The organism is Enterobacter asburiae, from assembly GCA_011754535.1.
In the GTDB taxonomy this organism is placed as follows: Bacteria; Pseudomonadota; Gammaproteobacteria; order Enterobacterales; family Enterobacteriaceae; genus Enterobacter; species Enterobacter cloacae_N.
In genome coordinates this window covers 2,967,940-2,994,424 of the sequence record JAAQVN010000001.1, presented here as the reverse complement: position 1 = coordinate 2,994,424, position 26,485 = coordinate 2,967,940, and the positions used below count along the sequence as shown (strand labels likewise).

General features: G+C 53.7%; 28 protein-coding genes and 3 tRNA genes. 18 read left to right on the top strand and 13 right to left on the bottom strand.

The annotated features are described in order from the left end of the window. Window positions 1–65: 65 nt before the first annotated feature. Genes amyA through fliD form a run of 4 tightly spaced genes read right to left on the bottom strand, consistent with a single transcriptional unit; the run spans window position 66 to window position 3,836 of the window. Window positions 66–1,553, bottom strand: a complete 1,488-nt coding sequence (gene amyA / locus HBM95_14110) for an alpha-amylase (GenBank protein ID NIH44062.1) — start codon at window positions 1,551–1,553, stop codon at window positions 66–68. A gap of 52 nt (window positions 1,554–1,605) precedes the next feature. Beyond that, window positions 1,606–1,980 carry a flagella biosynthesis regulatory protein FliT gene (fliT, locus tag HBM95_14105; protein NIH44061.1) on the bottom strand — a complete coding sequence of 125 codons (375 nt, stop codon included), beginning with the start codon at window positions 1,978–1,980 and terminating at the stop codon, window positions 1,606–1,608. A gap of 5 nt (window positions 1,981–1,985) precedes the next feature. Then, entirely contained in the window at window positions 1,986–2,390 is a 405-nt protein-coding gene (fliS, locus tag HBM95_14100) for a flagellar export chaperone FliS (protein NIH44060.1), read from the bottom strand. A gap of 21 nt (window positions 2,391–2,411) precedes the next feature. Then, window positions 2,412–3,836 (bottom strand): flagellar filament capping protein FliD, encoded by a 1,425-nt coding sequence (fliD, locus tag HBM95_14095; GenBank protein NIH44059.1) that lies wholly within the window; start codon window positions 3,834–3,836, stop codon window positions 2,412–2,414. 400 nt (window positions 3,837–4,236) lie between these two features. Between fliD and HBM95_14090 the strand changes: the two genes are divergently transcribed. The 9 genes from HBM95_14090 (at window position 4,237) to sdiA (ending at window position 12,144) form a co-directional block, all read left to right on the top strand. Continuing rightward, window positions 4,237–5,061, top strand: coding sequence for a flagellin FliC (locus HBM95_14090; protein NIH44058.1), 825 nt, complete (start codon window positions 4,237–4,239; stop codon window positions 5,059–5,061). A 62-nt stretch (window positions 5,062–5,123) separates the two neighbouring features. After that, a complete protein-coding gene (locus HBM95_14085; protein ID NIH44057.1) occupies window positions 5,124–6,329 on the top strand; it encodes a hypothetical protein in 1,206 nt (401 codons plus the stop codon). A gap of 129 nt (window positions 6,330–6,458) precedes the next feature. Next, window positions 6,459–7,178, top strand: coding sequence for an RNA polymerase sigma factor FliA (locus tag HBM95_14080; GenBank protein ID NIH44056.1), 720 nt, complete (start codon window positions 6,459–6,461; stop codon window positions 7,176–7,178). 54 nt (window positions 7,179–7,232) lie between these two features. Beyond that, a complete protein-coding gene (gene fliZ, locus HBM95_14075; GenBank protein ID NIH44055.1) occupies window positions 7,233–7,784 on the top strand; it encodes a flagella biosynthesis regulatory protein FliZ in 552 nt (183 codons plus the stop codon). Window positions 7,785–7,870: 86 nt separating this feature from the next. Continuing rightward, the gene (gene tcyJ, locus HBM95_14070) at window positions 7,871–8,671 is read left to right on the top strand and encodes a cystine ABC transporter substrate-binding protein (GenBank protein NIH44054.1); all 801 of its coding nucleotides are present in this window, start codon (window positions 7,871–7,873) and stop codon (window positions 8,669–8,671) included. 107 nt (window positions 8,672–8,778) lie between these two features. Beyond that, window positions 8,779–9,765 (top strand): D-cysteine desulfhydrase, encoded by a 987-nt coding sequence (gene dcyD, locus HBM95_14065; GenBank protein ID NIH44053.1) that lies wholly within the window; start codon window positions 8,779–8,781, stop codon window positions 9,763–9,765. A 21-nt stretch (window positions 9,766–9,786) separates the two neighbouring features. Beyond that, the gene (gene tcyL, locus HBM95_14060) at window positions 9,787–10,455 is read left to right on the top strand and encodes a cystine ABC transporter permease (GenBank protein ID NIH44052.1); all 669 of its coding nucleotides are present in this window, start codon (window positions 9,787–9,789) and stop codon (window positions 10,453–10,455) included. After that, a complete protein-coding gene (gene yecC, locus HBM95_14055) occupies window positions 10,452–11,204 on the top strand; it encodes an L-cystine ABC transporter ATP-binding protein YecC (protein ID NIH44051.1) in 753 nt (250 codons plus the stop codon). The genes tcyL and yecC overlap by 4 nt, the downstream gene beginning before the upstream one ends. A 217-nt stretch (window positions 11,205–11,421) precedes the next feature. Continuing rightward, window positions 11,422–12,144, top strand: coding sequence for a transcriptional regulator SdiA (gene sdiA / locus HBM95_14050; GenBank protein ID NIH44050.1), 723 nt, complete (start codon window positions 11,422–11,424; stop codon window positions 12,142–12,144). 66 nt (window positions 12,145–12,210) lie between these two features. Here the strand turns inward: sdiA and HBM95_14045 are convergent, their stop codons facing one another. Further along, a complete protein-coding gene (locus HBM95_14045; protein ID NIH44049.1) occupies window positions 12,211–12,435 on the bottom strand; it encodes a DUF2594 family protein in 225 nt (74 codons plus the stop codon). 463 nt (window positions 12,436–12,898) lie between these two features. On the opposite strand from HBM95_14045, the gene uvrY reads away from it, so the two are divergent. The 6 genes from uvrY to HBM95_14015 all read left to right on the top strand — a co-directional run bounded on the left by uvrY (window position 12,899) and on the right by HBM95_14015 (window position 16,436). Next, window positions 12,899–13,555 carry a UvrY/SirA/GacA family response regulator transcription factor gene (gene uvrY, locus HBM95_14040; GenBank protein NIH44048.1) on the top strand — a complete coding sequence of 219 codons (657 nt, stop codon included), beginning with the start codon at window positions 12,899–12,901 and terminating at the stop codon, window positions 13,553–13,555. Continuing rightward, window positions 13,552–15,384 (top strand): excinuclease ABC subunit UvrC, encoded by a 1,833-nt coding sequence (gene uvrC, locus HBM95_14035; GenBank protein NIH44047.1) that lies wholly within the window; start codon window positions 13,552–13,554, stop codon window positions 15,382–15,384. The genes uvrY and uvrC overlap by 4 nt, the downstream gene beginning before the upstream one ends. 56 nt (window positions 15,385–15,440) lie before the next feature. Further along, entirely contained in the window at window positions 15,441–15,989 is a 549-nt protein-coding gene (gene pgsA / locus HBM95_14030; GenBank protein NIH44046.1) for a CDP-diacylglycerol--glycerol-3-phosphate 3-phosphatidyltransferase, read from the top strand. A gap of 152 nt (window positions 15,990–16,141) precedes the next feature. After that, window positions 16,142–16,217: transfer RNA gene (locus tag HBM95_14025), tRNA-Gly, on the top strand. 46 nt (window positions 16,218–16,263) lie between these two features. Continuing rightward, window positions 16,264–16,337 (top strand) — tRNA-Cys (locus HBM95_14020). Between the two features lie 12 nt (window positions 16,338–16,349). Further along, window positions 16,350–16,436 (top strand) — tRNA-Leu (locus HBM95_14015). An 82-nt stretch (window positions 16,437–16,518) separates the two neighbouring features. Here HBM95_14015 and HBM95_14010 read toward each other — a convergent pair. From HBM95_14010 to HBM95_13990, 5 genes are all read right to left on the bottom strand, one after another. Beyond that, window positions 16,519–17,235: an ABC transporter ATP-binding protein gene (locus HBM95_14010; protein ID NIH44045.1), complete on the bottom strand. Its 717-nt coding sequence runs from the start codon at window positions 17,233–17,235 to the stop codon at window positions 16,519–16,521. Further along, window positions 17,232–18,107 (bottom strand): ATP-binding cassette domain-containing protein, encoded by an 876-nt coding sequence (locus HBM95_14005; GenBank protein NIH44044.1) that lies wholly within the window; start codon window positions 18,105–18,107, stop codon window positions 17,232–17,234. The genes HBM95_14010 and HBM95_14005 overlap by 4 nt, the downstream gene beginning before the upstream one ends. After that, entirely contained in the window at window positions 18,104–19,378 is a 1,275-nt protein-coding gene (livM, locus tag HBM95_14000; GenBank protein ID NIH44043.1) for a high-affinity branched-chain amino acid ABC transporter permease LivM, read from the bottom strand. Before livM ends, HBM95_14005 begins: the two co-directional genes overlap by 4 nt. 11 nt (window positions 19,379–19,389) lie before the next feature. Further along, the gene (locus tag HBM95_13995; protein ID NIH44042.1) at window positions 19,390–20,304 is read right to left on the bottom strand and encodes a branched-chain amino acid ABC transporter permease LivH; all 915 of its coding nucleotides are present in this window, start codon (window positions 20,302–20,304) and stop codon (window positions 19,390–19,392) included. 99 nt (window positions 20,305–20,403) lie between these two features. After that, the gene (locus HBM95_13990) at window positions 20,404–21,525 is read right to left on the bottom strand and encodes a branched-chain amino acid ABC transporter substrate-binding protein (protein ID NIH44041.1); all 1,122 of its coding nucleotides are present in this window, start codon (window positions 21,523–21,525) and stop codon (window positions 20,404–20,406) included. A gap of 414 nt (window positions 21,526–21,939) precedes the next feature. On the opposite strand from HBM95_13990, the gene HBM95_13985 reads away from it, so the two are divergent. After that, a complete protein-coding gene (locus tag HBM95_13985; protein NIH44040.1) occupies window positions 21,940–22,608 on the top strand; it encodes a YecA family protein in 669 nt (222 codons plus the stop codon). A 33-nt stretch (window positions 22,609–22,641) separates the two neighbouring features. Here HBM95_13985 and tyrP read toward each other — a convergent pair whose 3' ends face one another. Further along, the gene (gene tyrP, locus HBM95_13980) at window positions 22,642–23,853 is read right to left on the bottom strand and encodes a tyrosine transporter TyrP (protein ID NIH44039.1); all 1,212 of its coding nucleotides are present in this window, start codon (window positions 23,851–23,853) and stop codon (window positions 22,642–22,644) included. A gap of 230 nt (window positions 23,854–24,083) precedes the next feature. Between tyrP and HBM95_13975 the strand changes: the two genes are divergently transcribed. Beyond that, window positions 24,084–24,425: a hypothetical protein gene (locus tag HBM95_13975; protein ID NIH44038.1), complete on the top strand. Its 342-nt coding sequence runs from the start codon at window positions 24,084–24,086 to the stop codon at window positions 24,423–24,425. 36 nt (window positions 24,426–24,461) lie between these two features. Here the strand turns inward: HBM95_13975 and ftnA are convergent, their stop codons facing one another. Continuing rightward, window positions 24,462–24,959 carry a non-heme ferritin gene (ftnA, locus tag HBM95_13970; protein NIH44037.1) on the bottom strand — a complete coding sequence of 166 codons (498 nt, stop codon included), beginning with the start codon at window positions 24,957–24,959 and terminating at the stop codon, window positions 24,462–24,464. Between the two features lie 203 nt (window positions 24,960–25,162). Then, window positions 25,163–25,501 carry a hypothetical protein gene (locus tag HBM95_13965; protein ID NIH44036.1) on the bottom strand — a complete coding sequence of 113 codons (339 nt, stop codon included), beginning with the start codon at window positions 25,499–25,501 and terminating at the stop codon, window positions 25,163–25,165. A 257-nt stretch (window positions 25,502–25,758) separates the two neighbouring features. Here HBM95_13965 and HBM95_13960 point away from each other — a divergent pair, with 257 nt between their 5' ends. Then, entirely contained in the window at window positions 25,759–26,397 is a 639-nt protein-coding gene (locus HBM95_13960) for an RpiB/LacA/LacB family sugar-phosphate isomerase (GenBank protein ID NIH44035.1), read from the top strand. The last annotated feature ends 88 nt before the right edge of the window (window positions 26,398–26,485 follow it).

Below are 26,485 nucleotides of genomic sequence, written 5' to 3'. Positions count from 1 at the left end.
GTGTTTGCGCCCTCTCCCTGTGGGAGAGGGACGGGGTGAGGGCATCAGGCCGCACGTTTCCCGTTCTACAACGCATCCTCAATCACCCACACGCTAACGCTTCCCCCTTTGCAGGTAAAGGTGCCTTCGCCATCCGCCGCGGTGGTGACCGTTTCTTCACGGTTGCCGAGAAAATCCCGCCACGTTTTGTTGCCGTAGTTTTCCCCCAGGCAAATCACCTTCTCGCCGTCGTCACCGTTCGACATGACCACCACGCAGCCGGGATCGTCCTCGGTGCCGCTGCGGCTGAAGGCGATGCAGTTTGGATGGTCAAAAAACAGCGTCTGCACGCCGTGGGCAAAGCGCTGGCGGGCAAGGATCAGCTCGTGGAGCTGCTCAATAACCGGCATGTCGATGTGATAGGTCTCGCCGTCACCTCCCGTATCGTCATAGCTGGCGCCGAACAGATCCGGATAGAAAACGCTCGGCACACCGTTTTCCCGCAGCAGGATCAGCGCATACGCCAGCGGTTTAAACCAGGCTTCCACCGGCGCTTCCAGCGCCTGCAGAGGCTGCGTGTCATGGTTAGCGACGAGGGTGACCGCATGAAACGGATCGGCCTCCACCAGCGTGCCGGTGAAGATCTGGCTCATGTCGTAATCCCGACCCTGACGTGACGCTTCGTGGAATTTCATCTGCAGGGGGGCATCAAACAGCATGGTTTTACCGTCGACCTGGTCAATATAGGCCTGCAGTTTGTCCACCTCGTGGGACCAGTATTCCGCCACGATAAATAACGGCTGTTCGGCGACTTCCTGTACGTGCTCAATCCACTCTTTGTAAAACCAGGCGGGAATATGCTTGACGGCGTCCAGACGAAAACCGTCGCAGCGCGTCTGTTCCATGACCCAGCGGGCCCAGTATTTGATCTCCTCGGTGACGGCGTGATTGCGAAAGTCGATATTTTCGCCCATCAGGTAATCGAAGTTACCCATCTCATCGTCGACCTGGTCGTTCCAGCCTTCGCCGGTGTAGTCGTTGACGATTTTAAAGATGCCGTCTTCATCGGGATTCTCAATATGGTCGACGCCGCTGAAGCATTTGTAATCCCAGATAAACTGCGAATATTGCCCGGCGCGGGCAGGGAAGGTGTAACGTGTCCACGCTTCGCACTCGACGATCTCATCATCGATTTGCGTGCGATCCTGCTCGTTCACGCGCTGAACACGGACAGGCTCTTTCTCATCTGCTCCCATTTTGTGGTTCACCACCACGTCCAGCAGTACGGCAATGTCGTTGCTTTTAAGGGCGTCGATGGCCTCCAGCAGCTGCGCTTTGTCACCGTACTTTGTGGCGATACTGCCTTTCTGATCAAACTCGCCGAGGTCGAACAGATCGTAACAGTCATAGCCAACCGAATACCCGCCGGAAGCCCCTTTATAGGCGGGCGGCAGCCAGATCATGTTGATGCCGATTTCATTAAGATTGGGGGCTAACGCCGTGACTTCTCGCCACAATTCACCGCCAGCGGGGTAATACCAGTGAAAGCATTGTAACAGGGTGGGGTTTTTCATCGTCCGTGCTCCAGAAGCCATTTGGCAGACTTCTGGAGTATGGATGAAGAAATCATAATTGTGTGTCGCGGGTAACACTTTCTGGATAAAGAATATTCCCTGACAGCTTTCCATAGGTAGAGGTGATGGATTGCTGTTTACCGGTCTGATCGATGAGATTACGCAGTTCGTCCATCCGCACTTTCAGCAGGGCCTTTAACGTATTCTCATTGTCGAGGATCATCTCCAGCAGCGCACGCGCTTGCTCAACCTGAGCCGGGGGGCATGACATGATGGGCGTTTGCGAAATCTTTTCCACCAGTTGAACGTAATGCATTTCCTGCTCAATAAGCGCATCCCATTGACCAGAATGTGCGAGATTTAGCATAGCAATGCTCTGAGCATGTAACGCCTGCCAGTGGCTAAGCGCTGCGCTGGGATTATTCATCAAAATTATCCTGAAATAGAGGACGCATTGGGGCCGATTTGCTTCCACGCATCCGCAATGTTGTTTAATAAACCCTCGACTTCAACAATTGCGTCTACGTCGTTACTGACGTTCGCCAGTAATAAACGTCGAACCATATATTCGTACAAGGAGGCAAGATTACTGGACAGATCGCTCTCAACCTCCATGTTCAGTCCTGCTTTTAAACCGTTGTCGATGATGTTAATGGCTTTCGATAACGCTTCGCCTTTTTCACGAATTTGTCCGGCTTCCATGAACAAACGCGCGCGGACGAGGGCGCTCTGCGCCCCGTCGAACAACATGACAATCAGCTGGTGTGGACTGGCATTCATAACAGCGCTTTCTACTCCTATCTGCTGATAGGATTGAACACCAGAGGTCTTATACATATCCACTCCTGAAGGCTACGACTATTTTTGTGAGAACTGTTGGGTCAGGTAGTTGGCCGTACTGGTCATTTTGGTGACTAATACGTCCAGGCTGGTGAACTGTGCTTTGTAACGCGCCATGGTCGCATCAATAGAGGCTTCCATAGAATCGTAACGTTCGCCCAGGGTTTTCAGCGTTTTGTTAATACCGTCTTTCGCGTTCTGGATCACACCCGCGCTGCCGGTGCTGGTGCTGAGCATGGTGGTCAGCGTGTTGTTCATCTGGGTCGCCAGACCGGTTTTCTTTCCGTCACCGATAAAGTACTGCTGTACGGCGGTCGGGTTGTCGGTCAGCGCTTTTTTCAGCTTATCGGTATCCACCTTCAGGTTACCGACCGTACCGTCTGCGCCTTTCACTGGATCCTGGGTAATCCCGAGTTGAGCCATGATCTGAACGGAGCCGGCCTGCACTTCGGTCAGCAGACCGCGCAGCTGAGACTGGATCCCGCGCACGTTTGCATCACCGACAAGCGCGCCGTTGCTGGCTGACTGGCCGCCAGCGCCAGCGTCGACCGGCACATATTTGGTCAGACTATTAATGGTGGACTGCAGCGAGTTATACGCGGTTACCCAGTCCGTTACGGCTTTCTGGTTCGCATCCGTGGCGCGCGTCACTTCCAGCATTTCATCCGCTTTACTTTCTGCCTTCACGGTGAAGGTCATGCCGGGCAGCGCATCGGAGATGGTATTCGATTGACGCTCAATCTTGATGTCGTTCACGACGACAATCGCGTTCTGTGCCGCGGTATTTACCGTCAGCGCGCCGGTTTTGGCGGTTGAGTCGTAGCCGATGGCGCTTTGCAGCTTGTCGTCCCCGGTTACGCTGATGGTCATCTCGCCATCCGTACCGGTGGTTTTCGATGACAGCATCAGGCGATAATCGCCGTCTTTCGCCTTGATTACGCTGGCGGTGACGTTGCCGTTCGCTTTATTGATCGCGCTCGCGATCCCGGCCAGCGACGTATCGCCATCGGCCAGGTTCACCTCTAAAGGCGTTTTAGTCCCCGGCTGGGTAATCGTAATTTTACGCGTCGTGCCGGTCGTATCGCCCAGCAGCTCCGTGTTGGTGGTATAGGAGCCCGTCGTGAGCGCCTGTGCTTTTGCCACCTGGTTGACGTTAACCACATAAGAGCCGACGGATGCGTCAGCGGTAGTGGTTGCCGTAAAGGCCGTGTTGGTGCTGCTTACGGCAGTTGAGTTCCATGTGGTCGCTTTACCCAGCGCAGCGGTCGCAGTCTGCAGCGAGGTCATGGCACTCTGCAGCTTGCCGTACGCGCTCAACTGTGCGTTATACGTTGATTGCTGGGTAGTAATCGTCGTCAGCTTGGTTCTTTCTGCTGCGTCCAACTGATTATATAAATCCCCGAGTCCTGCAGAACCTATCCCGAGGTTACTGATAGTAGCCATGTATATTTTCCTTAAATACGAAAGTAGTTCAGGACTCTTATCGGCCTCGAATAGTAAAAGTTTACGATGGCGAGAAAAAAATAATCCAAAGAATAGGCATGTCCTGGCGCGGTAAATGAAACGATTGCACTTTGGGACGATTTTTTAGCGCGTCAATAACACGGATAAATGTGTGCCTTTTTTGGCATATTCCACGTAATAAAAAGACCTAAATAATAACCTTATGATAAATCTTAATTGATTTTTTAAAAATAAAATCGTTACTAATCATTTGGTTATAATTTTTTCGAAATTGATTCTAAAGTCTTTTCGGGACCCGTCGATAACCTTGTTGACGGTGAGAGACGCTGTGAGTGTTAGGCACCGGACCTAAAACCCAATTTTTGAAGGAAAGAAAATTATGGCAGTTATCAATACTAACCTGTTGTCCCTGACTACTCAGAACAACCTGAACAAATCTCAGTCTTCTCTGGGCACTGCTATTGAGCGTCTGTCTTCAGGTCTGCGTATCAACAGCGCGAAAGACGATGCCGCTGGCCAGGCGATTGCAAACCGCATGACCGCTCAGATCAAAGGTATGACTCAGGCTGCACGTAACGCCAACGACGGTATCTCCATGGCGCAGACCGCTGAAGGTTCCCTGAACGAAATCAACAACAACCTGCAGCGCGTTCGTGAACTGGCTGTTCAGGCAAGCAACGGCACCAACAGCACCTCTGACCTGGCCTCTCTGCAGGATGAAGTTACCGCTCGTCTGGCTGAAATCAACCGTGTTGCCAGCAAAACCGACTTCAACGGCATCAAACTGCTGGATGGTTCTGCTGGTACTGCTGGTGTGGTTAAAATTCAGGTTGGCGTAAACGACGGCGACACCATCGATCTGGACCTGAGCGGTGCTAAAGCTGACACCACCACTCTGGGTGTGAACGCAATCGACCTGAAAGCAATGACTGCTACCGATCTGGACACCATTGACAAAGCAATCGCTAAAGTTGATACCGCTCGTTCCGGTCTGGGTGCTGTGCAGAACCGCTTCACTTCTGCAATCAACAACCTGAACAACACCTCTAACAACCTGTCTGCTGCTCAGTCCCGTATCCAGGACGCTGACTACGCAACTGAAGTTTCCAACATGTCCCGCGCGCAGATCCTGCAGCAGGCTGGTACTTCTGTTCTGTCTCAGGCAAACCAGGTTCCACAGACCGTTCTGTCTCTGCTGCGTTAATATTACGCATCAAACCCCGCTTCGGCGGGGTTTTTTTGTCTCTGAATTTTGAGGATCCGCCCGTGAAACAGATCGTTATTACCCAGCCTAAACTGGTCGCAGATTTTTCCTGTGTCGGTGGGGAATGTCGTGAACATTGTTGTCAGGGCTGGACCATCGCGTTTGATAAATCCTCCGTTAACCGTTATCTGAACAGTAAAAATTCCGCCATTCGTCACACGGCGAAAACGGCGATAAAAGTCACAAAAAAACAGTATGGCAACTGGGGCGAAGTGATTTTCCATACGGAAAGTAAAAATTGCCCGTTTATGGATACGGAAAAGCTCTGTTCTATTCATAGCGCCATGGGGGCCCAGGCGTTAAGCCCAACCTGTTCGACATTCCCGCGGACAAACCGCGTCTATAAAACCGAAATCGAAAAATCGCTCAATCTCTCGTGTCCGGAAGTCACCCGACTGTTGTTGAACGATCGGGCGTCGATGTCGATGATGGAGTCCATCAACGTTCAGCAGGACGTTAATAATGCGCCAGCGATGGATTTGAAGATTAAGGTCATCAATCTCTTCTGCCAGAACCTATTTAGCGTTGAGGCCGTGAGCGTTGAAGAACAAGTTTATGCCGTGGTGAAATTCCTCATGGTCGCTGAAAAGCTCGAAAACCTGGAAGAGAATATCGGCACGCTCGAAACGGTTTATTTTTCGCTGGTGAACGAGCTGGTGAGCGGTAAAATCAAGACGGAGTTAGGCGGGTTTAATCAGAACTACAGCCTGAAATTCGCGTTAATCTCGCTCATCCAAAGTTACTTTACGAAGAAAGCGACGGCCCGCGGTGGCGCCGTATTAAACCGTTATTTTGACCAGCTTTATCAACAGTTTGAATCTGTCGATGACACCGTTTCGGCAGAAAAGGTCATGGAAAACATCGAGTCCGTGTGGCGCGATGTGGCGGGCGGTTACCTGACGGAAAACGATCACCTGTTTAAGAACTTTTTTAAATACAAGCTCTGGGAGCAGGGCTTCCCGCAGAGCAACGGCCGCAGCATGTTGAATAATCTCTATTTAATCGTCGCGGAGTTCTATTTCCTCAAATCGCTGCTTGCCGGTCAGGCCATCGCGGCGGGGAAAATTGAAAAAGACAATATTATTGACGTTATTTACAGCTTCCACTCCCTGAGCCAGCATAATCAGGAAGCAGGAAAGCTCTTTCATCAACATATAGATAGCGTCAAATTGGGCGACGATATCTCATTGCTGCAACTGTTAATTTAGCCAGAAAAGTTGCCCCTGATGCGGGCAACCTCAGAATAACCTCACTTTATCCCCCTTTTTCATCCAATTGAACGCCCTGCAGAATCGGATAATCATGCCGATAACTCAACTAACGCAGGGCTGTTTATCGTGAATTCACTCTATACCGCTGAAGGTGTAATGGATAAACACTCGCTGTGGCAGCGTTATGTCCCGCTGGTGCGTCACGAAGCATTGCGCCTCCAGGTGCGCTTGCCGGCGAGCGTGGAACTTGACGATCTGCTACAGGCGGGCGGTATCGGGTTATTGAATGCAGTTGACCGATACGACGCTCTGCAAGGAACGGCATTTACGACTTACGCAGTTCAGCGTATTCGTGGTGCGATGCTGGACGAGCTGCGCAGCCGCGACTGGGTGCCGCGCAGCGTTCGCCGCAACGCGCGCGAAGTGGCGCATGCGATGGGGCAGCTGGAACAGGAACTGGGACGCAACGCAACGGAAACCGAAGTGGCGGAACGTCTTGGCATTGCTGTTGAAGAGTATCGTCAGATGTTGCTCGATACCAATAATAGCCAACTCTTCTCCTATGACGAGTGGCGCGAAGAGCATGGCGATAGCATCGAGCTGGTGACGGACGAGCACCAGCAGGAAAACCCGTTACACCATTTAATGGAAGGGAATTTACGCCAGCGCGTAATGGAAGCGATTGAGGCTCTGCCTGAGCGCGAACAGCTGGTGTTGACCCTTTATTACCAGGAAGAGCTTAATCTCAAAGAGATTGGCGCGGTTCTGGAGGTGGGGGAGTCGCGGGTTAGCCAGCTGCACAGCCAGGCCATTAAACGCTTACGAACCAAGCTGGGTAAGTTATAGGTGATTCAATCACCCGAAAAATGCCGCACAACGTATTGACAACCAGGAGTTATCATGACGGTGCAGCAATCTAAAAGACGGCCTTTAAGCCGCTACCTGAAAGACTTTAAACACAGCCAGACGCATTGCGCCCACTGTAACAAATTACTCGATCGTATCACGCTGGTTCGCCGCGGCGAGATCGTGAACAAAATCGCAATCTCTCGCCTCGACACGTTAATGGATGAAGCCGCGTGGCTCGAAGAGCAAAAAGAGTGGGTGGCGCTTTGCCGTTTCTGTGGCGATCTTCACTGCAAAGAGCAAAGCGACTTCTTCGACATCATCGGCTTCAAGCAGTTCCTGTTCGAACAAACGGAGATGAGCCACGGCACCGTGCGCGAATATGTGGTTCGCCTGCGCCGCCTTGGGCAGCATCTGACCGTTAACAATATCTCTCGCGATCTGCTCAAGACCGGTTATCTGGATGAAAATCTGGAACCGTGGCTGCCTGCAACCAGCACCAACAACTACCGTATTGCGCTGCGCAAGTATGCACAATATAAGGTGCAAATGCCGGGTTCCGTGAAGCAGAAAGCGCTCGCCGGAACAACTTCTGATATATATTAAAAAAGAATAAGATGTAGCGCAGTCGCCTTTGACGTTGCAGGCGATTTCTCTACACTACGTAAAAATTCCACTATATCGGGGTATTTATGAAATTTGCACTTCTGGGTCGTCAGGCGCTGATGGGAGTTATGGCCGTCGCGCTGGTTGCGGGCATGAGCGTAAAAACGTTCGCCGCAGAAAACCTGCTGAATAAAGTAAAAGAGCGCGGCACGCTGCTGGTTGGGCTGGAAGGAACCTATCCTCCGTTCAGTTTCCAGGGTGATGACGGCAAACTCACCGGTTTTGAAGTGGAATTTGCAGAAGAACTGGCGAAACACCTCGGCGTTAAGGCCTCGCTGAAACCGACCAAATGGGACGGTATGCTGGCTTCGCTGGACTCCAAACGCATTGACGTGGTGATTAACCAGGTGACCATTTCTGACGAGCGTAAGAAGAAGTATGACTTCTCCACGCCGTACACCGTGTCCGGTATTCAGGCGCTGGTGAAGAAAGGTAACGAAGGCTCCATCAAAACGGCTGCCGATCTGAAAGGCAAAAAAGTTGGCGTCGGTCTGGGAACCAACTACGAAGAGTGGCTGCGCCAGAACGTTCAGGGTGTGGATATCCGCACTTATGATGATGACCCGACGAAATATCAGGACCTGCGCGTAGGCCGTATCGACGCCATTCTGGTTGACCGTCTGGCCGCTTTGGATCTGGTGAAGAAAACCAACAATACCCTCGCGGTAGCGGGTGATGCGTTCTCTCGTCAGGAATCCGGCGTGGCCGTTCGTAAAGGCAATGAGGATCTGGTGAAAGCCATTGATTCCGCGATTGCTGACATGCAGAAAGACGGCAGCCTGAAGGCGCTGTCTGAGAAGTGGTTCGGGGCAGACGTCACCAAATAAGTCGGTGACGTGAAAAAAAGGCGCTTTCAAAAGCGCCTTTTTTATTTCTTACGCGTCTGCGTGCATAATGAAAAATATCACATTTTGTCTGAGTTACCGGAGAATCCATGTCACTACAGAATCTAACGCGCTTTCCCCGTCTGGAGTTTATCGGTGCGCCGACGCCGCTGGAGTACCTGCCGCGACTTTCTGATTATCTGGGACGCGATATTTTTATTAAGCGCGATGACGTGACGCCGATGGCGATGGGCGGCAATAAGCTGCGCAAGCTGGAGTTTCTGGCGGCTGACGCGCTGCGCGAAGGGGCGGACACGCTGATCACCGCCGGGGCCATTCAGTCTAACCACGTTCGTCAGACGGCGGCCGTGGCGGCAAAGCTCGGGCTTCACTGCGTGGCCCTGCTGGAAAACCCGATAGGTACGCAGGCGGAAAACTATCTGACCAACGGTAACCGTCTGCTGCTGGATCTGTTTAACGTGCAGGTGGAGATGGTGGATGCGTTGACCGACCCGACCTCGCAGCTTAACGAACTGGCCACGCGTCTGGAAGCGCAGGGTTTCCGTCCCTACGTTATTCCCGTCGGTGGTTCGAATGCGCTGGGCGCGCTGGGGTATGTGGAAAGTGCGCTGGAAATTGCGCAGCAGTGCGAGGGCGCCGTTAGCCTCTCGTCGGTGGTCGTCGCGTCCGGAAGCGCGGGCACGCATGCCGGGCTGGCGGTGGGGCTTGAACAGCTGCTGCCGGAGGTTGAGCTGATTGGCGTGACGGTGTCCCGCAGCGTCGCGGACCAGAAGCCAAAAGTAGTGACTCTGCAACAGGCGGTGGCAGAGCAGCTGGAGCTGAAGGCCAGGGCCGAGATCCGGCTTTGGGATGACTATTTTGCACCGGGTTACGGGACGCCTAACGAAGAGGGGATGGAAGCAGTTAAGCTGCTGGCGCGCCTTGAGGGTATACTGCTCGATCCGGTCTACACGGGCAAAGCGATGGCCGGGCTTATCGATGGCATTGCGCAGAAACGCTTTAAGGATGAAGGGCCGATTTTATTTGTGCACACCGGCGGGGCGCCCGCGCTGTTTGCTTATCATCCTCATGTCTAAAAATCAGGTCGAAAAATAATAATGCAAGAAAGTATTCAACTGGTTATTGATTCGCTGCCGTTCCTGCTGAAAGGTGCGGTATTTACGTTACAGCTCAGTATCGGCGGGATGTTCTTCGGGCTGGTGCTGGGTTTTATTCTGGCCTTAATGCGCATGTCGCCCATCCTGCCGGTACGCTGGCTGGCGCGCTTTTATATCTCCGTGTTTCGCGGTACGCCGCTCATCGCCCAGCTCTTTATGATCTACTACGGTTTACCGCAGTTCGGGATCGAGCTGGATCCGATCCCGGCGGCAATGATTGGGCTGTCGCTCAATACGGCGGCCTATACCTCCGAAACCCTCCGCGCGGCGATCTCGTCAATTGATAAAGGCCAGTGGGAAGCGGCGGCCAGTATTGGGATGACGCCGTGGCAGACGCTGCGTCGCGCGATTCTGCCGCAGGCTGCACGGGTAGCGCTTCCGCCGCTGAGCAACAGCTTCATCAGCCTGGTGAAAGACACCTCACTCGCAGCAACCATTCAGGTGCCGGAGCTGTTCCGTCAGGCGCAGCTCATTACCTCACGCACCCTTGAAGTTTTCACCATGTATCTGGCCGCCTCGCTGATCTACTGGGTGATGGCGACGGTGTTGTCCGCGCTGCAAAACTATTTTGAAAACCAGCTTAACCGCCAGGAGCGTGATCCAAAATGAGTGCTATCGACGTTAAAAACCTGGTGAAAAAATTCCACGGGCAAACGGTGCTCCACGGGATCGACCTGGAAGTTGAGCAGGGCGAAGTAGTGGCGATTATTGGCCCGAGCGGATCGGGTAAAACTACGCTGCTGCGCAGTATCAACCTGCTTGAACAGCCGGAAGGGGGCACCATTCGGGTTGGGGAGATAACGATTGATACCGGTAAATCCATCAGCCAGCAGAAAGGGTTGATTCGCCGCCTGCGTCAGCATGTTGGCTTTGTGTTCCAGAGCTTCAACCTTTTCCCGCACCGCACGGTGCTGGAGAATATTATTGAAGGACCGGTCATAGTAAAAGGTGAGCCAAAAGAAGAAGCGACGGCTCGCGCGCGCGAATTGCTCGCCAAAGTCGGGCTGGCAGGTAAAGAAACCAGCTATCCGCGCCGCCTGTCGGGGGGGCAACAGCAGCGCGTGGCGATAGCGCGGGCGCTGGCGATGCGGCCTGATGTGATCCTCTTTGATGAACCGACCTCCGCGCTCGATCCCGAGCTGGTGGGTGAGGTGCTGAACACCATCCGCCAGCTGGCGCAGGAAAAACGCACCATGGTCATCGTGACGCATGAGATGAGCTTTGCGCGCGATGTGGCGGACAGGGCCATCTTTATGGACCAAGGGCGAATTGTGGAGCAGGGACCGGCGAAAAGCTTATTTGCTAATCCTCAGCAGCCGCGAACCCGTCAGTTCCTGGAAAAATTCCTCATGCAGTAGCATTTCTGCACTGATTTGCTCCAGAAACTTTCTCTGGAGCAAATTATTCTCGCTCTACTCCTTAAACGATGTTCTTTTATTCCGCCCGGCCAGAATAGCCCTTATCTATAGCGCAGTTGCACTATTGCCGATATTTTGTAGTTAGAAATAAGTTTTATGTGTTAGTTTATATTCACCATAATAATGATTATCTTTTCAGAGGCTTCTTTTAGTAAGTATGAAGGATTCAGACTTTTTCACCTGGCGACGGGATTGCTCCCTCCGGTTTCAGGAATTGACCTGTGCCGCCGAGGTATATCAGGAACTTCAGCGACAAACTCAGGCGCTGGAATTCGATTATTACGCACTCTGTGTGCGCCATCCCGTGCCGTTTACGCGACCTAAAATTTCTGTGTATGCCACTTATCCGCAGCAGTGGCTGGCGCAATATCAATCAGCGAACTATTTCACCATCGATCCGGTGCTTAAGCCGGAGAATTTCATTCAGGGGCATTTACCCTGGACGGACGCATTATTCGCGGATGCTCAGGAATTATGGAGCAGTGCGCAGGACTTCGGCTTACGTTCGGGAATAACGCAGTGTCTGATGCTGCCTAATCATGCGCTCGGCTTCCTCTCTGTTTCTCGTACTAGCGTGCAGGAAGGGCCATTTGCCGGCGAGGAAATAGAGCTGCGGCTTCAGATGCTGGTGCAAATGGCATTAACCGCGCTGTTGCGTTTTGAAGATGAGATGGTTATGCCGCCTGAGATGAAATTCAGCAAACGCGAACGAGAAATTCTGAAATGGACTGCGGAAGGGAAGACGTCTGCGGAAATAGCGATCATTCTCTCTATTTCAGAGAATACGGTTAACTTCCATCAGAAGAATATGCAGAAAAAATTTAATGCGCCAAACAAGACGCAGATTGCCTGTTACGCGGCGGCTACGGGATTGATCTGATTAGAGAGTACGTTCTGCGTGACAGACGAGTGGACGGCTGAATGCACTGCATCCAGCCGTTTTTTGTTACTGGCGGTACGCTTGTTTGATTTGCTTAACGGTGTTAGCAAATACGGCCGATTCCGCCTGGTCTTCCATCTGCGCGATTTGTTTTTCCATTTTAATGATCACACGACCAGCGTCAGCCTGGCCCATCGCCTGCAGCATCAGTGTTAGCAGCGCTTTCAGGCAGTTTACTTCCTGTGCCAGTTCCTGGTTATTCTCCGCAGTGGCAAATTCAGGTGTGCTCATTTATTTTCCTCATTATTAAACGGCGCTAAAGCGCGACGACGAAAGTCAAGGCGGCGGAGTATACCACAAGCTGCAGCAAAAAATGCAGCGGTTGTTTTTCGTACTTTTACGTCGGTGTTTATTTGCGTAAACGCAGCCAGACGGTAAACTGATGCTCTGGTACGGCTATTAATTGTTTGCGCCTGGTTTACTTGCCGTTAATTATTGTTACAAAAATTTGAGGACGGTTTTTCCGCGAGAAAAACAAGCAAGCTTTTTGTAACTTTTTGAATACAGATGCTTAAAAAAAGCGGAAAAGCTCTGATGGCAGGGCTCTCTTTCCATGGACTGTACAGGCTAATTTCCAAAAACGAGAGCAAAATCGAATGGCCGATTTTTTAACGTTTTAATCTTGTGATGAAAACCGTTAATATAAGCCAAATTATCACTCAGTAGCGTTATCCCTATTCTGGAGACATTTCCTTTGATCAACGTCCTTCTTGTTGATGACCACGAACTGGTGCGCGCAGGGATACGACGCATTCTTGAAGATATTAAAGGTATTAAAGTTGCCGGTGAGGCGTGCTGTGGGGAAGATGCCGTAAAATGGTGCCGCACAAACTCGGCCGATGTGGTGCTGATGGATATGAATATGCCCGGTATCGGTGGTCTTGAGGCAACACGCAAAATCGCGCGTACCTTTGTTGACACGAAAGTCATCATGCTGACCGTGCATACTGAAAACCCACTGCCCGCGAAGGTGATGCAGGCGGGGGCAGCCGGTTACCTGAGCAAAGGCGCCGCTCCGCAGGAAGTCGTTAATGCTATCCGTTCTGTTTTTGCCGGGCAGCGTTACATTGCCTCTGACATTGCGCAACAGATGGCGCTGAGCCAGATCGAACCCGAGAAAACGGAATCACCTTTTGCCAGTTTGTCTGAGCGTGAATTGCAGATTATGCTGATGATCACTAAGGGTCAGAAAGTGAATGAGATCTCAGAACAGCTGAATCTCAGCCCGAAAACGGTCAACAGCTATCGTTATCGAATGTTCAGTAAACTGAACATCCATGGTGATGTTGAACTGACTCATCTGGCCATCCGGCACGGTTTATGTAACGCGGAGACGTTGTTAAGTCAGTGAGTGATGTATTCGATTCAAAAGCATTTCTGAAAACCGTTACCAGCCAGCCAGGCGTCTATCGGATGTATGACGCTGGCGGTACGGTTATCTATGTGGGGAAGGCCAAAGATCTTAAAAAACGTCTTTCCAGCTATTTCCGCAGCAACCTTGCCTCCCGTAAGACCGAAGCGCTGGTCTCACTTATTCAAAATATTGATGTCACCGTGACGCATACCGAGACGGAAGCGCTGCTGCTTGAGCACAACTATATTAAGCTCTACCAGCCGCGCTATAACGTGCTGCTGCGGGACGACAAGTCTTATCCGTTTATCTTTCTGAGTGGCGATACCCATCCGCGCCTCGCGATGCACCGCGGCGCAAAACATGCGAAGGGTGAATATTTCGGCCCCTTCCCGAATGGCTATGCCGTGCGGGAGACGCTGGCGCTGCTGCAAAAAATCTTCCCGATCCGCCAGTGTGAAAACAGCGTCTACCGCAACCGCTCGCGCCCGTGTCTGCAGTACCAGATTGGGCGCTGCCTTGGCCCCTGCGTTGCCGGGCTGGTCAGTGAAGACGAGTATGCGCAGCAGGTGGAATATGTACGCCTGTTCTTGGCTGGCAAAGACGATCAGGTCTTAACCCAGCTGATCGCGCGAATGGAAAAAGCCAGCGCCGCGCTTGAGTTTGAAGAAGCTGCGCGGATCCGCGACCAAATCCAGGCGGTGCGCAGAGTCACTGAGAAACAGTTTGTCTCGAATACCGGTGACGATCTCGACGTTATCGGCGTGGCCTTCGATGCCGGCATGGCCTGCGTGCATGTGCTGTTCATTCGCCAGGGAAAAGTGCTCGGCAGCCGCAGCTATTTCCCGAAAGTGCCTGGCGGCACTGAGCTGGGAGAAGTGGTGGAAACGTTTGTCGGCCAGTTCTATCTGCAGGGCAGCCAGATGCGCACGTTGCCCTCCGAGATCTTGCTTGATTTTAATCTTGACGATAAAACCCTGCTGGCCGATTCGCTTTCCGAACTGGCAGGCCGTCGGGTCAATGTTCAAACCAAACCGCGCGGCGATCGTGCGCGCTATCTGAAGCTGGCGCGAACCAACGCGGCGACGGCGCTCAGCACGAAACTGTCCCAGCAATCTACGATCAGCCAGCGTTTAACCGCGCTGGCGACGCTCCTGAAGTTGCCGGAAGTGAAGCGAATGGAATGTTTCGATATCAGCCATACGATGGGTGAGCAGACGGTGGCGTCCTGTGTGGTGTTTGACGCCAACGGCCCGCTGCGCGCCGAGTATCGCCGATATAACATCACCGGCATCACGCCGGGTGACGACTATGCGGCCATGAATCAGGTGCTCCGCCGTCGCTACGGTAAGGCCATTGAAGAAAGCAAGATCCCTGACGTCATTCTTATCGACGGCGGGAAAGGGCAGCTTGGTCAGGCGAAAGCGGTATTTGAGTCGCTTGACGTTGAGTGGGACAAAAACCATCCGCTTTTGTTAGGCGTGGCAAAAGGGGCCGATCGTAAGGCCGGTCTGGAGACGTTGTTCTTCGAACCGGAAGGCGAGGGCTTCAGCCTGCCACCGGACTCCCCGGCGCTGCACGTTATCCAGCATATTCGCGATGAGTCGCACGACCATGCCATCAGCGGGCACCGCAAAAAACGGGCGAAGGTCAAAAACACGAGCACGCTTGAGACCATTGAGGGCGTGGGGCCAAAACGCCGCCAGATGCTGCTGAAATATATGGGCGGATTGCAAGGATTACTCAACGCCAGCATGGAGGAAATTGCAAAAGTGCCGGGTATTTCGCAAGGGCTGGCAGAAAAGATCTACTACTCGTTGAAACATTGAGGGCTCTGTAGCAACATAGAGCTAAATTTTACTGACAACAAATAGTTACCGTCACTATGCAATATAATATCCCTACGTTGCTCACTCTCTTTCGTGTTGTACTCATTCCGTTCTTTGTGCTGGCATTTTATCTGCCGGTTGTCTGGGCACCGTTTGCCTGCGCATTGATCTTCCTTATCGCAGCGGTAACTGACTGGTTTGATGGCTATCTGGCGCGCCGCTGGAACCAAAGCACCCGTTTCGGCGCGTTTCTCGATCCGGTAGCCGATAAAGTCATGGTCGCTATCGCGATGGTGCTGGTGGCTGAACACTATCATACCTGGTGGGTGACGCTGCCCGCCGCAACCATGATCGGCCGTGAGATCATCATCTCTGCGCTGCGCGAGTGGATGGCTGAGCTGGGGAAACGCAGCAGCGTGGCGGTGTCCTGGATTGGTAAAGTGAAAACAACCGCGCAGATGGCCTCGCTGGTCTGGATGCTCTGGCGCCCGAACGCCTGGGTAGAGTGGGCGGGGATCGGTCTTCTGTGGGTAGCGGCGGTGCTGACGCTGTGGTCAATGCTGCAATATTTGAACGCTGCGCGCGGGGATTTGCTTGAACAGTGATCGTTTCGCCGTAATTTTCAGCAAACGATCCGGGGAAGCAAAAAATAACGTTGACTCATAACGTCATATCAGTAGAATGCAACGCATCGAACGGCGGCACAGCAAGCCGGACGATAGTGAAATCAAGCGGTTAGCAGTAAGCTTGATGACATGCGGGAATAGCTCAGTTGGTAGAGCACGACCTTGCCAAGGTCGGGGTCGCGAGTTCGAGTCTCGTTTCCCGCTCCAGATTAAAGACATGCGCAGCAGCGGGTGTCAGTTTGAAAAGTTTTACGGCGCGTTAGCAAAGCGGTTATGTAGCGGATTGCAAATCCGTCTAGTCCGGTTCGACTCCGGAACGCGCCTCCACTTTCTTCCCGAGCCCGGATGGTGGAATCGGTAGACACAAGGGATTTAAAATCCCTCGGCGTTCGCGCTGTGTGGGTTCAAGTCCCACTCCGGGTACCATGGGAAACAAAGAATAATCAAAGCAATAAGCAGTGTCGTGAAACCACCGAAAGGTGGTTTTTTTGTGCCTGGAATTTGCCAGTCACACCCCACCCAAATACGCCTTCCTCACCTCCTGATTGCCCAGCAGCTCCTCGCCGCTACCGCTCAACCGGATCTGCCCGTTAACCATCACATATCCGCGGTCGGAAAGCTTCAGCGCATGGTGCGCATTCTGCTCCACCAGAAAGATGGTCATGCCGTTGCGGGCCAGCTCGCGCAGCGTCTGGAAGATCTGCTTCACCACGATCGGCGCTAAGCCCAGGCTCGGTTCATCCAGCAGCAGCAGCTTCGGACGGCTCATCAGCGCCCGGGCGATAGCCAGCATCTGCTGTTCCCCGCCGGACATGGTCATCGCACGCTGCTTGCGCCGCTCCTTGAGGCGAGGGAACAGCTCGAACATGGTTTGCATATCTTCAGCCGCATACCGGTTACCGATGGGGATGGTCCCCATCAGCAGGTTCTCTTCAACGGTCATATCCGGGAAGACGCGCCGGCCTTCAGGCGCCTGCGCAATGCCGCCGGAGGCGACGTAGTGGGTGGATTTATGGCTGATATCCTCACCACTGAAAAGGATCTGCCCGTTGCGGATACGGGGCTGGCCAAAGATGGACATCAGCAATGTCGATTTCCCCGCGCCGTTTGCGCCAATCAGCGCCACGGTTTCACCTTTATGGACCTCCAGTGAAACTTGTTTCAACGCCTGAATCACGCCGTAGAACACGTCCACCTCGCGAAATGCCAGCAGCGGTTCGCTCATAGGATCACCTCGCTTTCATCCATGCCCAGGTAGGCGGCAATGACCTTTTCATCATGCTGGATCTGCTCGGGTTTTCCTCTGGCAATCACATCGCCGTGGTCGAGCACGATAATGTCGTCCGAAATCTCCATCACCATCCCCATATCATGCTCAATCAGTAATACCGTGATGTCATGCCGATCCCGCAGAAAGCGAATAATGCTGCTGAGCTTATGCGTTTCGACCGGGTTAAGCCCGGCGGCGGGTTCATCCAGGCAGATCATCTCGGGCCCGGTACACATTGCCCGCGCGATCTCCAGACGCCGCTGCTGGCCGTACGACATCTCTCCCGCCAGGCGATTGGCGAACTCCACCAGGTCCACCACTTCCAGCCAGTAGAAGGCTCTGTCCAGGGCGTCGCTCTCCGCCTGCCGGTATGCCGGCGTGTTTAAAATCCCGGCGAGCAGATTGCGGTTAACGCGCATATGCTGCGCGACCAACAGGTTTTCCACGACCGACATCTCGCGGAAAAGACGAATGTTCTGGAAGGTGCGCGCCAGCCCGGCGCGATTCACCAGGTGCGTTCCGCCAAACATTTTGTAGAACAGGCGCTGCCCGAGCTGCGCGGGGTTAATCCAGTCGCCCGGCTGGAATTTTTGTCCGAGGACCTGAATAACGTTGGTCGTTTTTGTGCGGGTATTAAATAAAATGCTGCCGCCGGAGGCCTTATAGAAGCCCGTCAGGCAGTTAAACACGGTTGTTTTTCCCGCCCCGTTTGGCCCGATGAGGGCGGTAATGGAGCCGCGCTGCACGTCCAGGTTGACGTCGTTTAGCGCCTTAATCCCGCCGAAGTGCATCATCAGATGTTCAACGCGCAATATCGTTTCGTTCATGGCGCCACGCCCTTACGCACGGCAAACCCGCTGCGGTTAATGCGGATCAAACCGCGCGGACGCCAGATCATCATCACCACCATCAGCATGCCAAACAGCAGGACGCGGTACTCAGCAAAACTGCGCAGCAGCTCCGGCGTGACCGTGAGCACAAAGGCGGCCAGCACTACGCCCAGCGTCGAGCCCATACCCCCCAGCACGACGATGGCGAGAATCAGCGCCGATTCGAAGAACGTGAATGAGGTCGGGTTCACGAACCCCTGGTAGGTCGCGAAGAATACCCCGGCAATGCCCGCGGTCGACGCGCCCAGCGTAAAGGCTGAGAGCTTAACCAGCACATGATTTAACCCCATTGAGCGACAGGCAATTTCGTCTTCCCGCAGGGCTTCCCACGCACGGCCAATCGGCATCCGCGTCAGGCGGTGCTTGATGTAGAGCACCAGCATTACCACCAGAAACAGCACCGTATAGATAAAGATGAACTTCATGTTCGGGTTGTAGGTCAGGTGGAAAAATTCGTGGAAGGGCACGCCACCTTCCCTGGCGCGTCGTCCAAACTCCAGACCGAAAAAGGTGGGAGGAGGGGCCGAGACGCCATTGGGGCCGCCGGTGAAGGTCAGCCAGTTGTTCAGTACCAGGCGAATGATCTCCCCGAATCCGAGGGTGACGATGGCCAGATAGTCACCGTGCATGCGCAGCACAGGGAAACCGAGCAGGGCGCCTGCGGCGGCGGCCATGATCGCCGCCAGCGGCAGCATGCTCCAGAAGCCTAAGCCGAGATACTGGTATCCCAGCGCCAGACCGTACGCCCCGATCGCGTAGAACGCAACGTACCCCAGGTCCAGCAGGCCGGCCAGCCCCACGACGATGTTCAGCCCCAGGCCAAGAAGCACGTAGATCAGCCCGAGAATAGCGACGGTCAGCACATATTTAGTGGCGACAAACGGAAAGCAAACCGCAAGAGCAATCACCAGAGGAATAATCCAGCGCATGCGGCTTTTGTATTCCGGAGGCCGTACATACACGCCCGCGCTATCGGCCTCAAAGCGAGCCTGAAAGCGGGCTCCCGCGGCGGTACCTAAAAAGGCGCTCAACAGAAAACGCCCCAGCATCACAATGCCAACCATCCAGGCCAGCCGCTGTCCGGCGAAGTTAAAGCTGTACCCGTCCAGCACCACGCCCGCAATGGGGCCGAAGATAATCAGCGCAATCAGCCCGGAAAAAATCGCGTCGAGAATGCAGCGTTTAAGAGAAAAACCGTGCGATGTCATCATTCTCTCCCTCACACTTTGGCCACAATCGGGCGCCCAAGCAGTCCCTGGGGACGGAAAATCAGGATCATGACCAGCAGGCCAAATGAGAAGACATCTTTATAGTCCGAGTTCACCATGCCGGAGAACTGGGCTTCCGCGACGCCGAGGATAAGGCCACCCAGCATGGCGCCGGGAAGGGATCCGATGCCGCCGAGCACTGCCGCAGTAAAGGCCTTAATGCCAATCACAAACCCGACGTAGAAATCAAAGGTGCCGTAATTCATGGTGATGAGCACGCCCGCCAGGCCTGCCATCGCCGCGCCGATAACAAAAACCAGCGAAATAATCCGGTCGGTGTTAATGCCCAGAATGGAGGCCATCTTCCGATCCTGCTGTACCGCGCGGCACATCCGCCCCAGCCGGGTGTGGTTGATTATCCAGGTAAGGATCAGCATGCCGGCAAACGAGGCGACCAGAATAAACACTTTGGTGTAGGTTATCTGCACGAACCCGTCGCCAAAATGCAGGCGAATCACGCCGTCAAGCATGGTCGGCACCCCTTGCTGGCGCGGGCCCTGGCTCAGTTGGGCGTAGTTTTGCAGGATAAGCGACATCCCGATGGCGGAGATAAGCGGCGCCAGTCGCGTGGAGTTGCGCAGCGGCTTGTAGGCGATACGCTCGATAGTCCAGCCGTACACGCCGGTTACCGCGATGGTGAACACCAGCGTACCCAGAATAAGCAGGGGGAATGACTCAAGCCCGAAGAAAGAGAGCAGCGCCAGGCCAATGGCGCAGAGATAGGCGGAAATCATATACACTTCGCCGTGGGCGAAATTGATCATGCCGATAATGCCGTACACCATGGTGTAGCCGATGGCGATCAGGCCGTAGACGGAGCCCAGCGTTAAGCCATTGATTAACTGTTGCAGGAAGAATGTACTCATTTTAGCGCGCTCGTTTTATAGGCTGCGCGAGCCGCGCAGCCTGATGTTTATTACGCGCCGACGGGCAGGCCCGCCGACGTTGAGCGTGACTCCGTCCCGTTACTCGACTTCCTTATATTTTCCCTTGTCGTCCCACTGGTAAACCACGTAGTCAGACACTTTCAGATCGCCTTTGTTGTCCCAGGCTTTTTTGCCCATCACCGTGTCGACGGAATTGGCCTTTAGCCACTCGCTGGCTTTGGCAGAGTCCTTGCCGCCGGTGGCCTTGAAGGCCGCGGCAATGGCCTGCACGGAAGCATAGGAGTAGAGGGTGTAACCTTCCGGCTCGAATTTACCGGCGCGGAATTTCTCGATAACTGCTTTACCGTCCGGGATCAGGCGCGGATCTTTACCGAAGGTCATATAAATGCCGTTGGTGTATTGCGGGCCGCCCGCCGCAGTCACCATCTCTTCGTTGACAATGCAGTCGCCGGAGAAGAATTTCGCCTGCACGCCCTGTTCACGCATCTGGCGAACCAGCGGGCCGGCTTCCGGGTGACAGCCGCCGAAGAACACCACGTCCGGTTTTTGGGCACCGATCTTCGTCACCAGCGCGTTAAAATCTTTTTCACCGCGGGATAACCCCTCATACATCACATCCTTGACCCCGCGTTTCGCCAGCGCCGCTTTGGTAGCGTCTGCCAGCCCCTGTCCATAGGTGTCTTTATCGTGAATGATGGCCACGCGTTTGGCTTTCAGCTTGTCGATGATGAAGTCGCTGGCCACCTGGCCCTGCTGGTCGTCGCGGCCGCACATGCGGAACATGTCGCTCATGCCGCGCTCGGTGATCAGCGGATTGGTCGAGCCGGGGGTAATCGCGATGATGCCGGCGTCGCTATACACCTCGGAAGCGGGCATGGTGGAGGAGGAGCAGAAATGGCCGACCACGGCATTGACCTTATCCTGGTCGACTAAGCGGTTGGCGACGGCCACGGCCTGCTTAGGCTCGCAGGCATCATCCCCCTGAACCAGTTTGATCTTCTCACCGTTAATCCCGCCTGCAGCATTAATGTCTTCTGCGGCCTGCGTAGCGCCGTGCCAGTACTGATCGCCATAGGTGGCATTCGGTCCGGTGAACGGCCCGGCCACGCCAATCACAATATCTGCCCGGGCGGAAAACGCCGTCACCAGGCAACCGGCCAACACAAGAGAAAGGGGAGTTCTGATAAATTTCAGCGACATTATTATGTTCCTTAGCAAAGAGGTTTTTGCACCACGGCGTAAGCCTGAACGCCCAGGGCGCAGCCAATCCAAAAACACGAGCAAGAACAAAATGCACTAAACGAACGGCATCCTGCGTGATACGGCGAGGTTTCCATGCGCAGCGTCGCGCGAAGAACAGCAAGCAAAAACGTTGCCAGAATGGTTAACCCCTTGACGGGGATATGACATCTTTGAGTATAGAGTGCCGCGTTATCCCGCCCTGGGGCAGCGGAAGAAATTACAGCGGAGATCACACATCGTTAACAATAAAGCCCATAAGTTGTGCAACGGTCACGATTTGCACGCTTTTGCAGCAATAAAGACCTAAACTTCAGCCAGGGCAGGCGTGCGATCTGTGGTAGGATCCTTTCCTTTTTATCAGGAGTGTCCGCGATGACGGAAGGTCCATTAAATGAAAGCGAAATGGCGTGGCTGGAAGAGACGTTAATGTCTTACGGTCATGACGATGCGTCCGTGATTGACGTATCCGAACTGGACGGCATGTTTACCGCAGTGCTTTCCGGCCCTGTTGTCGTTGAGCCAGATGCCTGGCTGGTGGCGGTGTGGGGCGGGGAGAAATACATTCCGCGCTGGAAAAACGATCGTGAGATGAACCGTTTTATCGATCTCTGCTTTAAGCATATGAACGACATTGCCGAGCGCCTGAGCGAGTACCCGGATCAGTTTGAGCCGATGTTCGGCTATAACGACGTTGACGGGGAGAGTTACACCGTGGTCGAAGAGTGGTGCTATGGCTACATGCGCGGTGTGGCGCTGACGGACTGGTCAGCCTTGCCGGAAGCCCTGAAGGCCGACCTCGAGGTGATTGCCCTGCACGGAACGGAAGAGAACAGCGAGAAGCTGGATGAACTGTCCGAAGAGGAGTATATCGCCAGCATCGAGCGCATCCAGCCTGCGGCCCTGCGCTTATACAACTACTGGGTGGAGAACCCGCAGCAGCCGGAAGCGAAGAAGCCTGTCGTGAACGGCACGAAGGTGGGGCGTAACGATCCGTGTCCTTGCGGCAGCGGGAAGAAGTTTAAGAGCTGCTGCCTGCACTGATAAAAAAGGGGCTGATGATAGCCCCTTTTATATTTAACCCACTTCCGGCAGCATCCCCGCTGCAATCAACACCTGCACCAGAATAATCATCACCCCGCAGCTAAACACAACGCACAACAGCGGTTTCCCGCCTGCCACGCGGTATCCCTGTTGAGGATGCTGCTGACGGCTTTTCCACGCCAGCAGGGAAGGGAGCAGCAGGGCCAGGACAGAGAGCGCCACTCCCGCGTAGCCCAGCGCCATCACAAACCCGCGCGGGTAAAACAGCGCAAAGGCCAGCGGCGGCAGGAAGGTAATGGCGCCGGTCTGCAACCGCCCGACGGCGGTATTGCGGCGCTGGAACAGGTCGGCAAGGTAATCAAACAGGCCGAGCGCCACGCCCAGGAATGAGGTCGCCAGTGCCAGGTCGGCAAACAGGTGCACCGCCAGCTCCACGTGCGGCGAGGTGACTACCTCGCGCAGGGACAACAGAAAACCGTTCAGGCCAGCGTGCTGCGCCATCAGCCCGACGAAGGTTGAAGAGTCAATGCTGCCCAGCGTCACCAACTGCCAGAAAATGTAGGCGATCAGCGGAATGGCGCTGCCGATGACAAAGACGCGGCGCAGCTTGCGAATATCACCGTTCATATAGCTGACGATGCTTGGCACGCTGCCGTGGAAGCCAAACGAGGTGAAAATAACCGGGATAGCGGAAAGCGCCAGACCTTTTTCCAGCGGCAGCGTCAGGAGGTTCACCTTGTGCACGTGCGGCGCCAGCAGCACCAGCATGACAACCAGAAACAGAATTTTAGCGCTGAAGAGAAAGCGGTTAAACAGATCGACCAGCGAGGTTCCCACGCAGACCACGCCGCCGCCGATGAGCGCAAAGAAGATGGCTCCCGTGGCAGGGGTAATGTCTGAGCCAAACCAGTCATTGACGCTGGAGGCGATGAGCTCTCCGGCACCGCTAATATAGGCGGCGGTCAGGGCATACATCAGGAACATCATGCTAAAGCCGGTGATCCACTGGCCGTAGCGTCCCAGGTAGCGCGCCGCAAGCGAACCCAGTCCGGTATCGGCGGGGACATGCTGGTATACCTCAAGCAGCAGCAGTGCGGTGTAGCACATTAATGCCCAGAGCGTGCCAAGCAGCAGCAGGGTCATTCCAAATCCCACGCCTGCTGCGGCCAGGGGCATTGCCAGCATTCCTGCGCCAATCGTCGTTCCGGCGACGATAAAAATACTTCCCAGGGTTCTGTTTTTCACGCTTTCCTCTACAACGATGGTGAATCGCGACAAATTCTGCGGCGCAGAGTAAGGGAAAAGCGGTAATTCGTCAAATCACCGTTACAAGTCGTGTAATGATTATTTTACACCCGGCTAACCCTCCAATCCTTTATGGGGTGATGCCTACTTCATAAGGGCAATATTACGGCGCGAAATTCAGGCGTAACGTAAACACCTTGTACAAATAATAAAATAAAGTGAGGGTTTTTATGGCGGGGGAGAATCCATTTACCGCGGCATGGAGCCGGGGAGGCAATCTGTTATGCCACGGTCACTGGATTATCAGCTGGCAGAATCAGCCCCTGACGCTGCCGGAGTCCCGACGCGAAAAAGACATGGGCACGTGGGCAATTTATTCGATTATCGATCCCGAGGATGAGGCGTTCGCCCAGGGACTACAGGAAGATGAGTGGATTATTGAGAACGTCGACTGGCTAACCGACCTGTTTTTCGAGGCGGGTATTCCGCTGGAGACGGCGAATTACCGCAATTTTTACCAGGCCGTGAATCCTCACGACTGGCGCTGCACCAGCTGCGCGGGGTGTATGTAAATTAACGCGGCGCCGGAAACCGGCGCCGCGCTGATATTAATTCTGCGTATCGAGAGTCGAAAGTTCTTTATCAATAAAGTAAAGTCCTTCGCCGGATTTACCCACCAGCGATAATTTATCCAGCACCGATTTAAACAGCTTCTCTTCTTCGTGCTGTTCAGCGACGTACCACTGCAGGAAATTAAAGGTTGGATAATCCTGGCCGATCATTGCCGCATGAACCAGTTCGTTAATTTTCTGAGTGATCAGCTGTTCGTGCTCATAGGTGGCGCGGAACAGTTCGTCGAGAGAATTGTACTCGGCAAAAGGCGATGCCACGTTCTCGATGCGCGGCAGGCTGCCCGTATCGGTCAGATAATCGAACAGGCGCTGCATGTGGGTCATCTCTTCCTGAGCGTGACGACGCAGAAACGCTGCCGCACCTTCGAAGCTGTGATAGCTGCACCAGGCGCTCATCTGCTGGTAGAGAAGGGATGAATAGAGCTCAAGGTTCATTTGCGCATTGAGCTTGTCGATCATTTCAGTTTTCAGCATGGTGGCGCTCCGGATTATTATTACGGGTTCATAATGAGCGACACTATAATTTGTTATTTAATTATTTGCAAAAAGTAAAATTAAATATTTATTAGTTCAAAATACGAATGGGAATAAAACGCATTGGCGATATTTATCTTTATTAATGCGAATTATTTTTGTTCTTAGTTAAATAAAGCGCCAGCACGCGCTGGCAGCTTTGATTAATACCAGGGGTTATTTGACTTAGGGTTAACGGCATACCCCATGCATTTATATTGAATGGTCACGCTCTCGTTCAGGCACAAAGAGCCGCTTGTCAGGGTACAGGTTTTGACGGGCTGCCCGTAGGCAGAGGCGGTGGCATACCCCATGTTCTGGCAGGCTTTTACCGCGGTACCGTTATTAACATATTCGTCGGACCAGGCGTTTTGCAGCACTGCCTGGCCGTAGTCGAGGCGGACAATGCCGTTCGGGGCATCGAGGCTGCTGATTTCCGCCTGACGGTTAACGCTGCACCCTGCGAGCAGCAGGATAGCGCCGGCTACGATGACTCTTTTCATGGTTCGCTCTGAGTGGATGGAAATACGTTATCGTACCCGCAGATGCCCGCTGCAATCCCCCGAATAGCCGGACAATCTCTCTTCTCTCTTTGCAACGGACGACGTGAGGCGCTTTTGTCACAGATCTGTGAGCGCGCATTTATTTTTTTAAAACCATATTTCATTTACTTTGAAAGTGCGTTTGTTTGATAGTAGGGTAAATTATGAAAAGGTATCCATAGCGGGTTCGCCCGCAGCGCATCCCGGAGAGAGAGATAATGAAAATTGCACTGATGATGGAAAACAGCCAGGCGGCCAAAAACGCGGTGATACTGAAAGAGCTGAAAACGGTAGCTGATGAAAAAGGGTTTCCGGTATATAACGTCGGTATGAGCGACGAAAACGATCATCACCTGACCTACATCCACCTGGGCATTATGGCGAGTATTTTGCTGAATGCGAAAGCGGTAGATTTCGTGGTCACCGGATGCGGCACCGGGCAGGGGGCGCTGATGTCGTTAAACATCCACCCTGGCGTGATTTGCGGCTACTGCATCGATCCCGCAGACGCTTTCCTCTTTGCGCAAATCAACAACGGCAATGCGCTTTCGCTGCCGTTTGCCAAAGGTTTTGGCTGGGGGGCGGAGCTGAACGTTCGCTTTATCTTTGAAAAAGCATTCACCGGCCGCAAAGGGGAGGGTTATCCGCCAGAGCGTAAAGAGCCGCAGGTGCGTAACGCCGGTATTCTGAACCAGGTGAAAGCGGCCGTAGTGAAAGATAACTATCTGGACTCGCTGCGCGCCATCGATCCTGAGCTGGTAAAGACCGCTGTTTCCGGCCCGCGTTTCCAGCAGTGCTTCTTCGAAAATTGCCAGGATAAGGCGATCGAAGATTTTGTTCGCGGTATCGTGGGTTAACGATCTCTTCGAGAGTTAAATTGTGATGCGCATCACAAAAATATTGATTTTTGTGACCGTGGTCATATTATAGGCACATTGACGACAG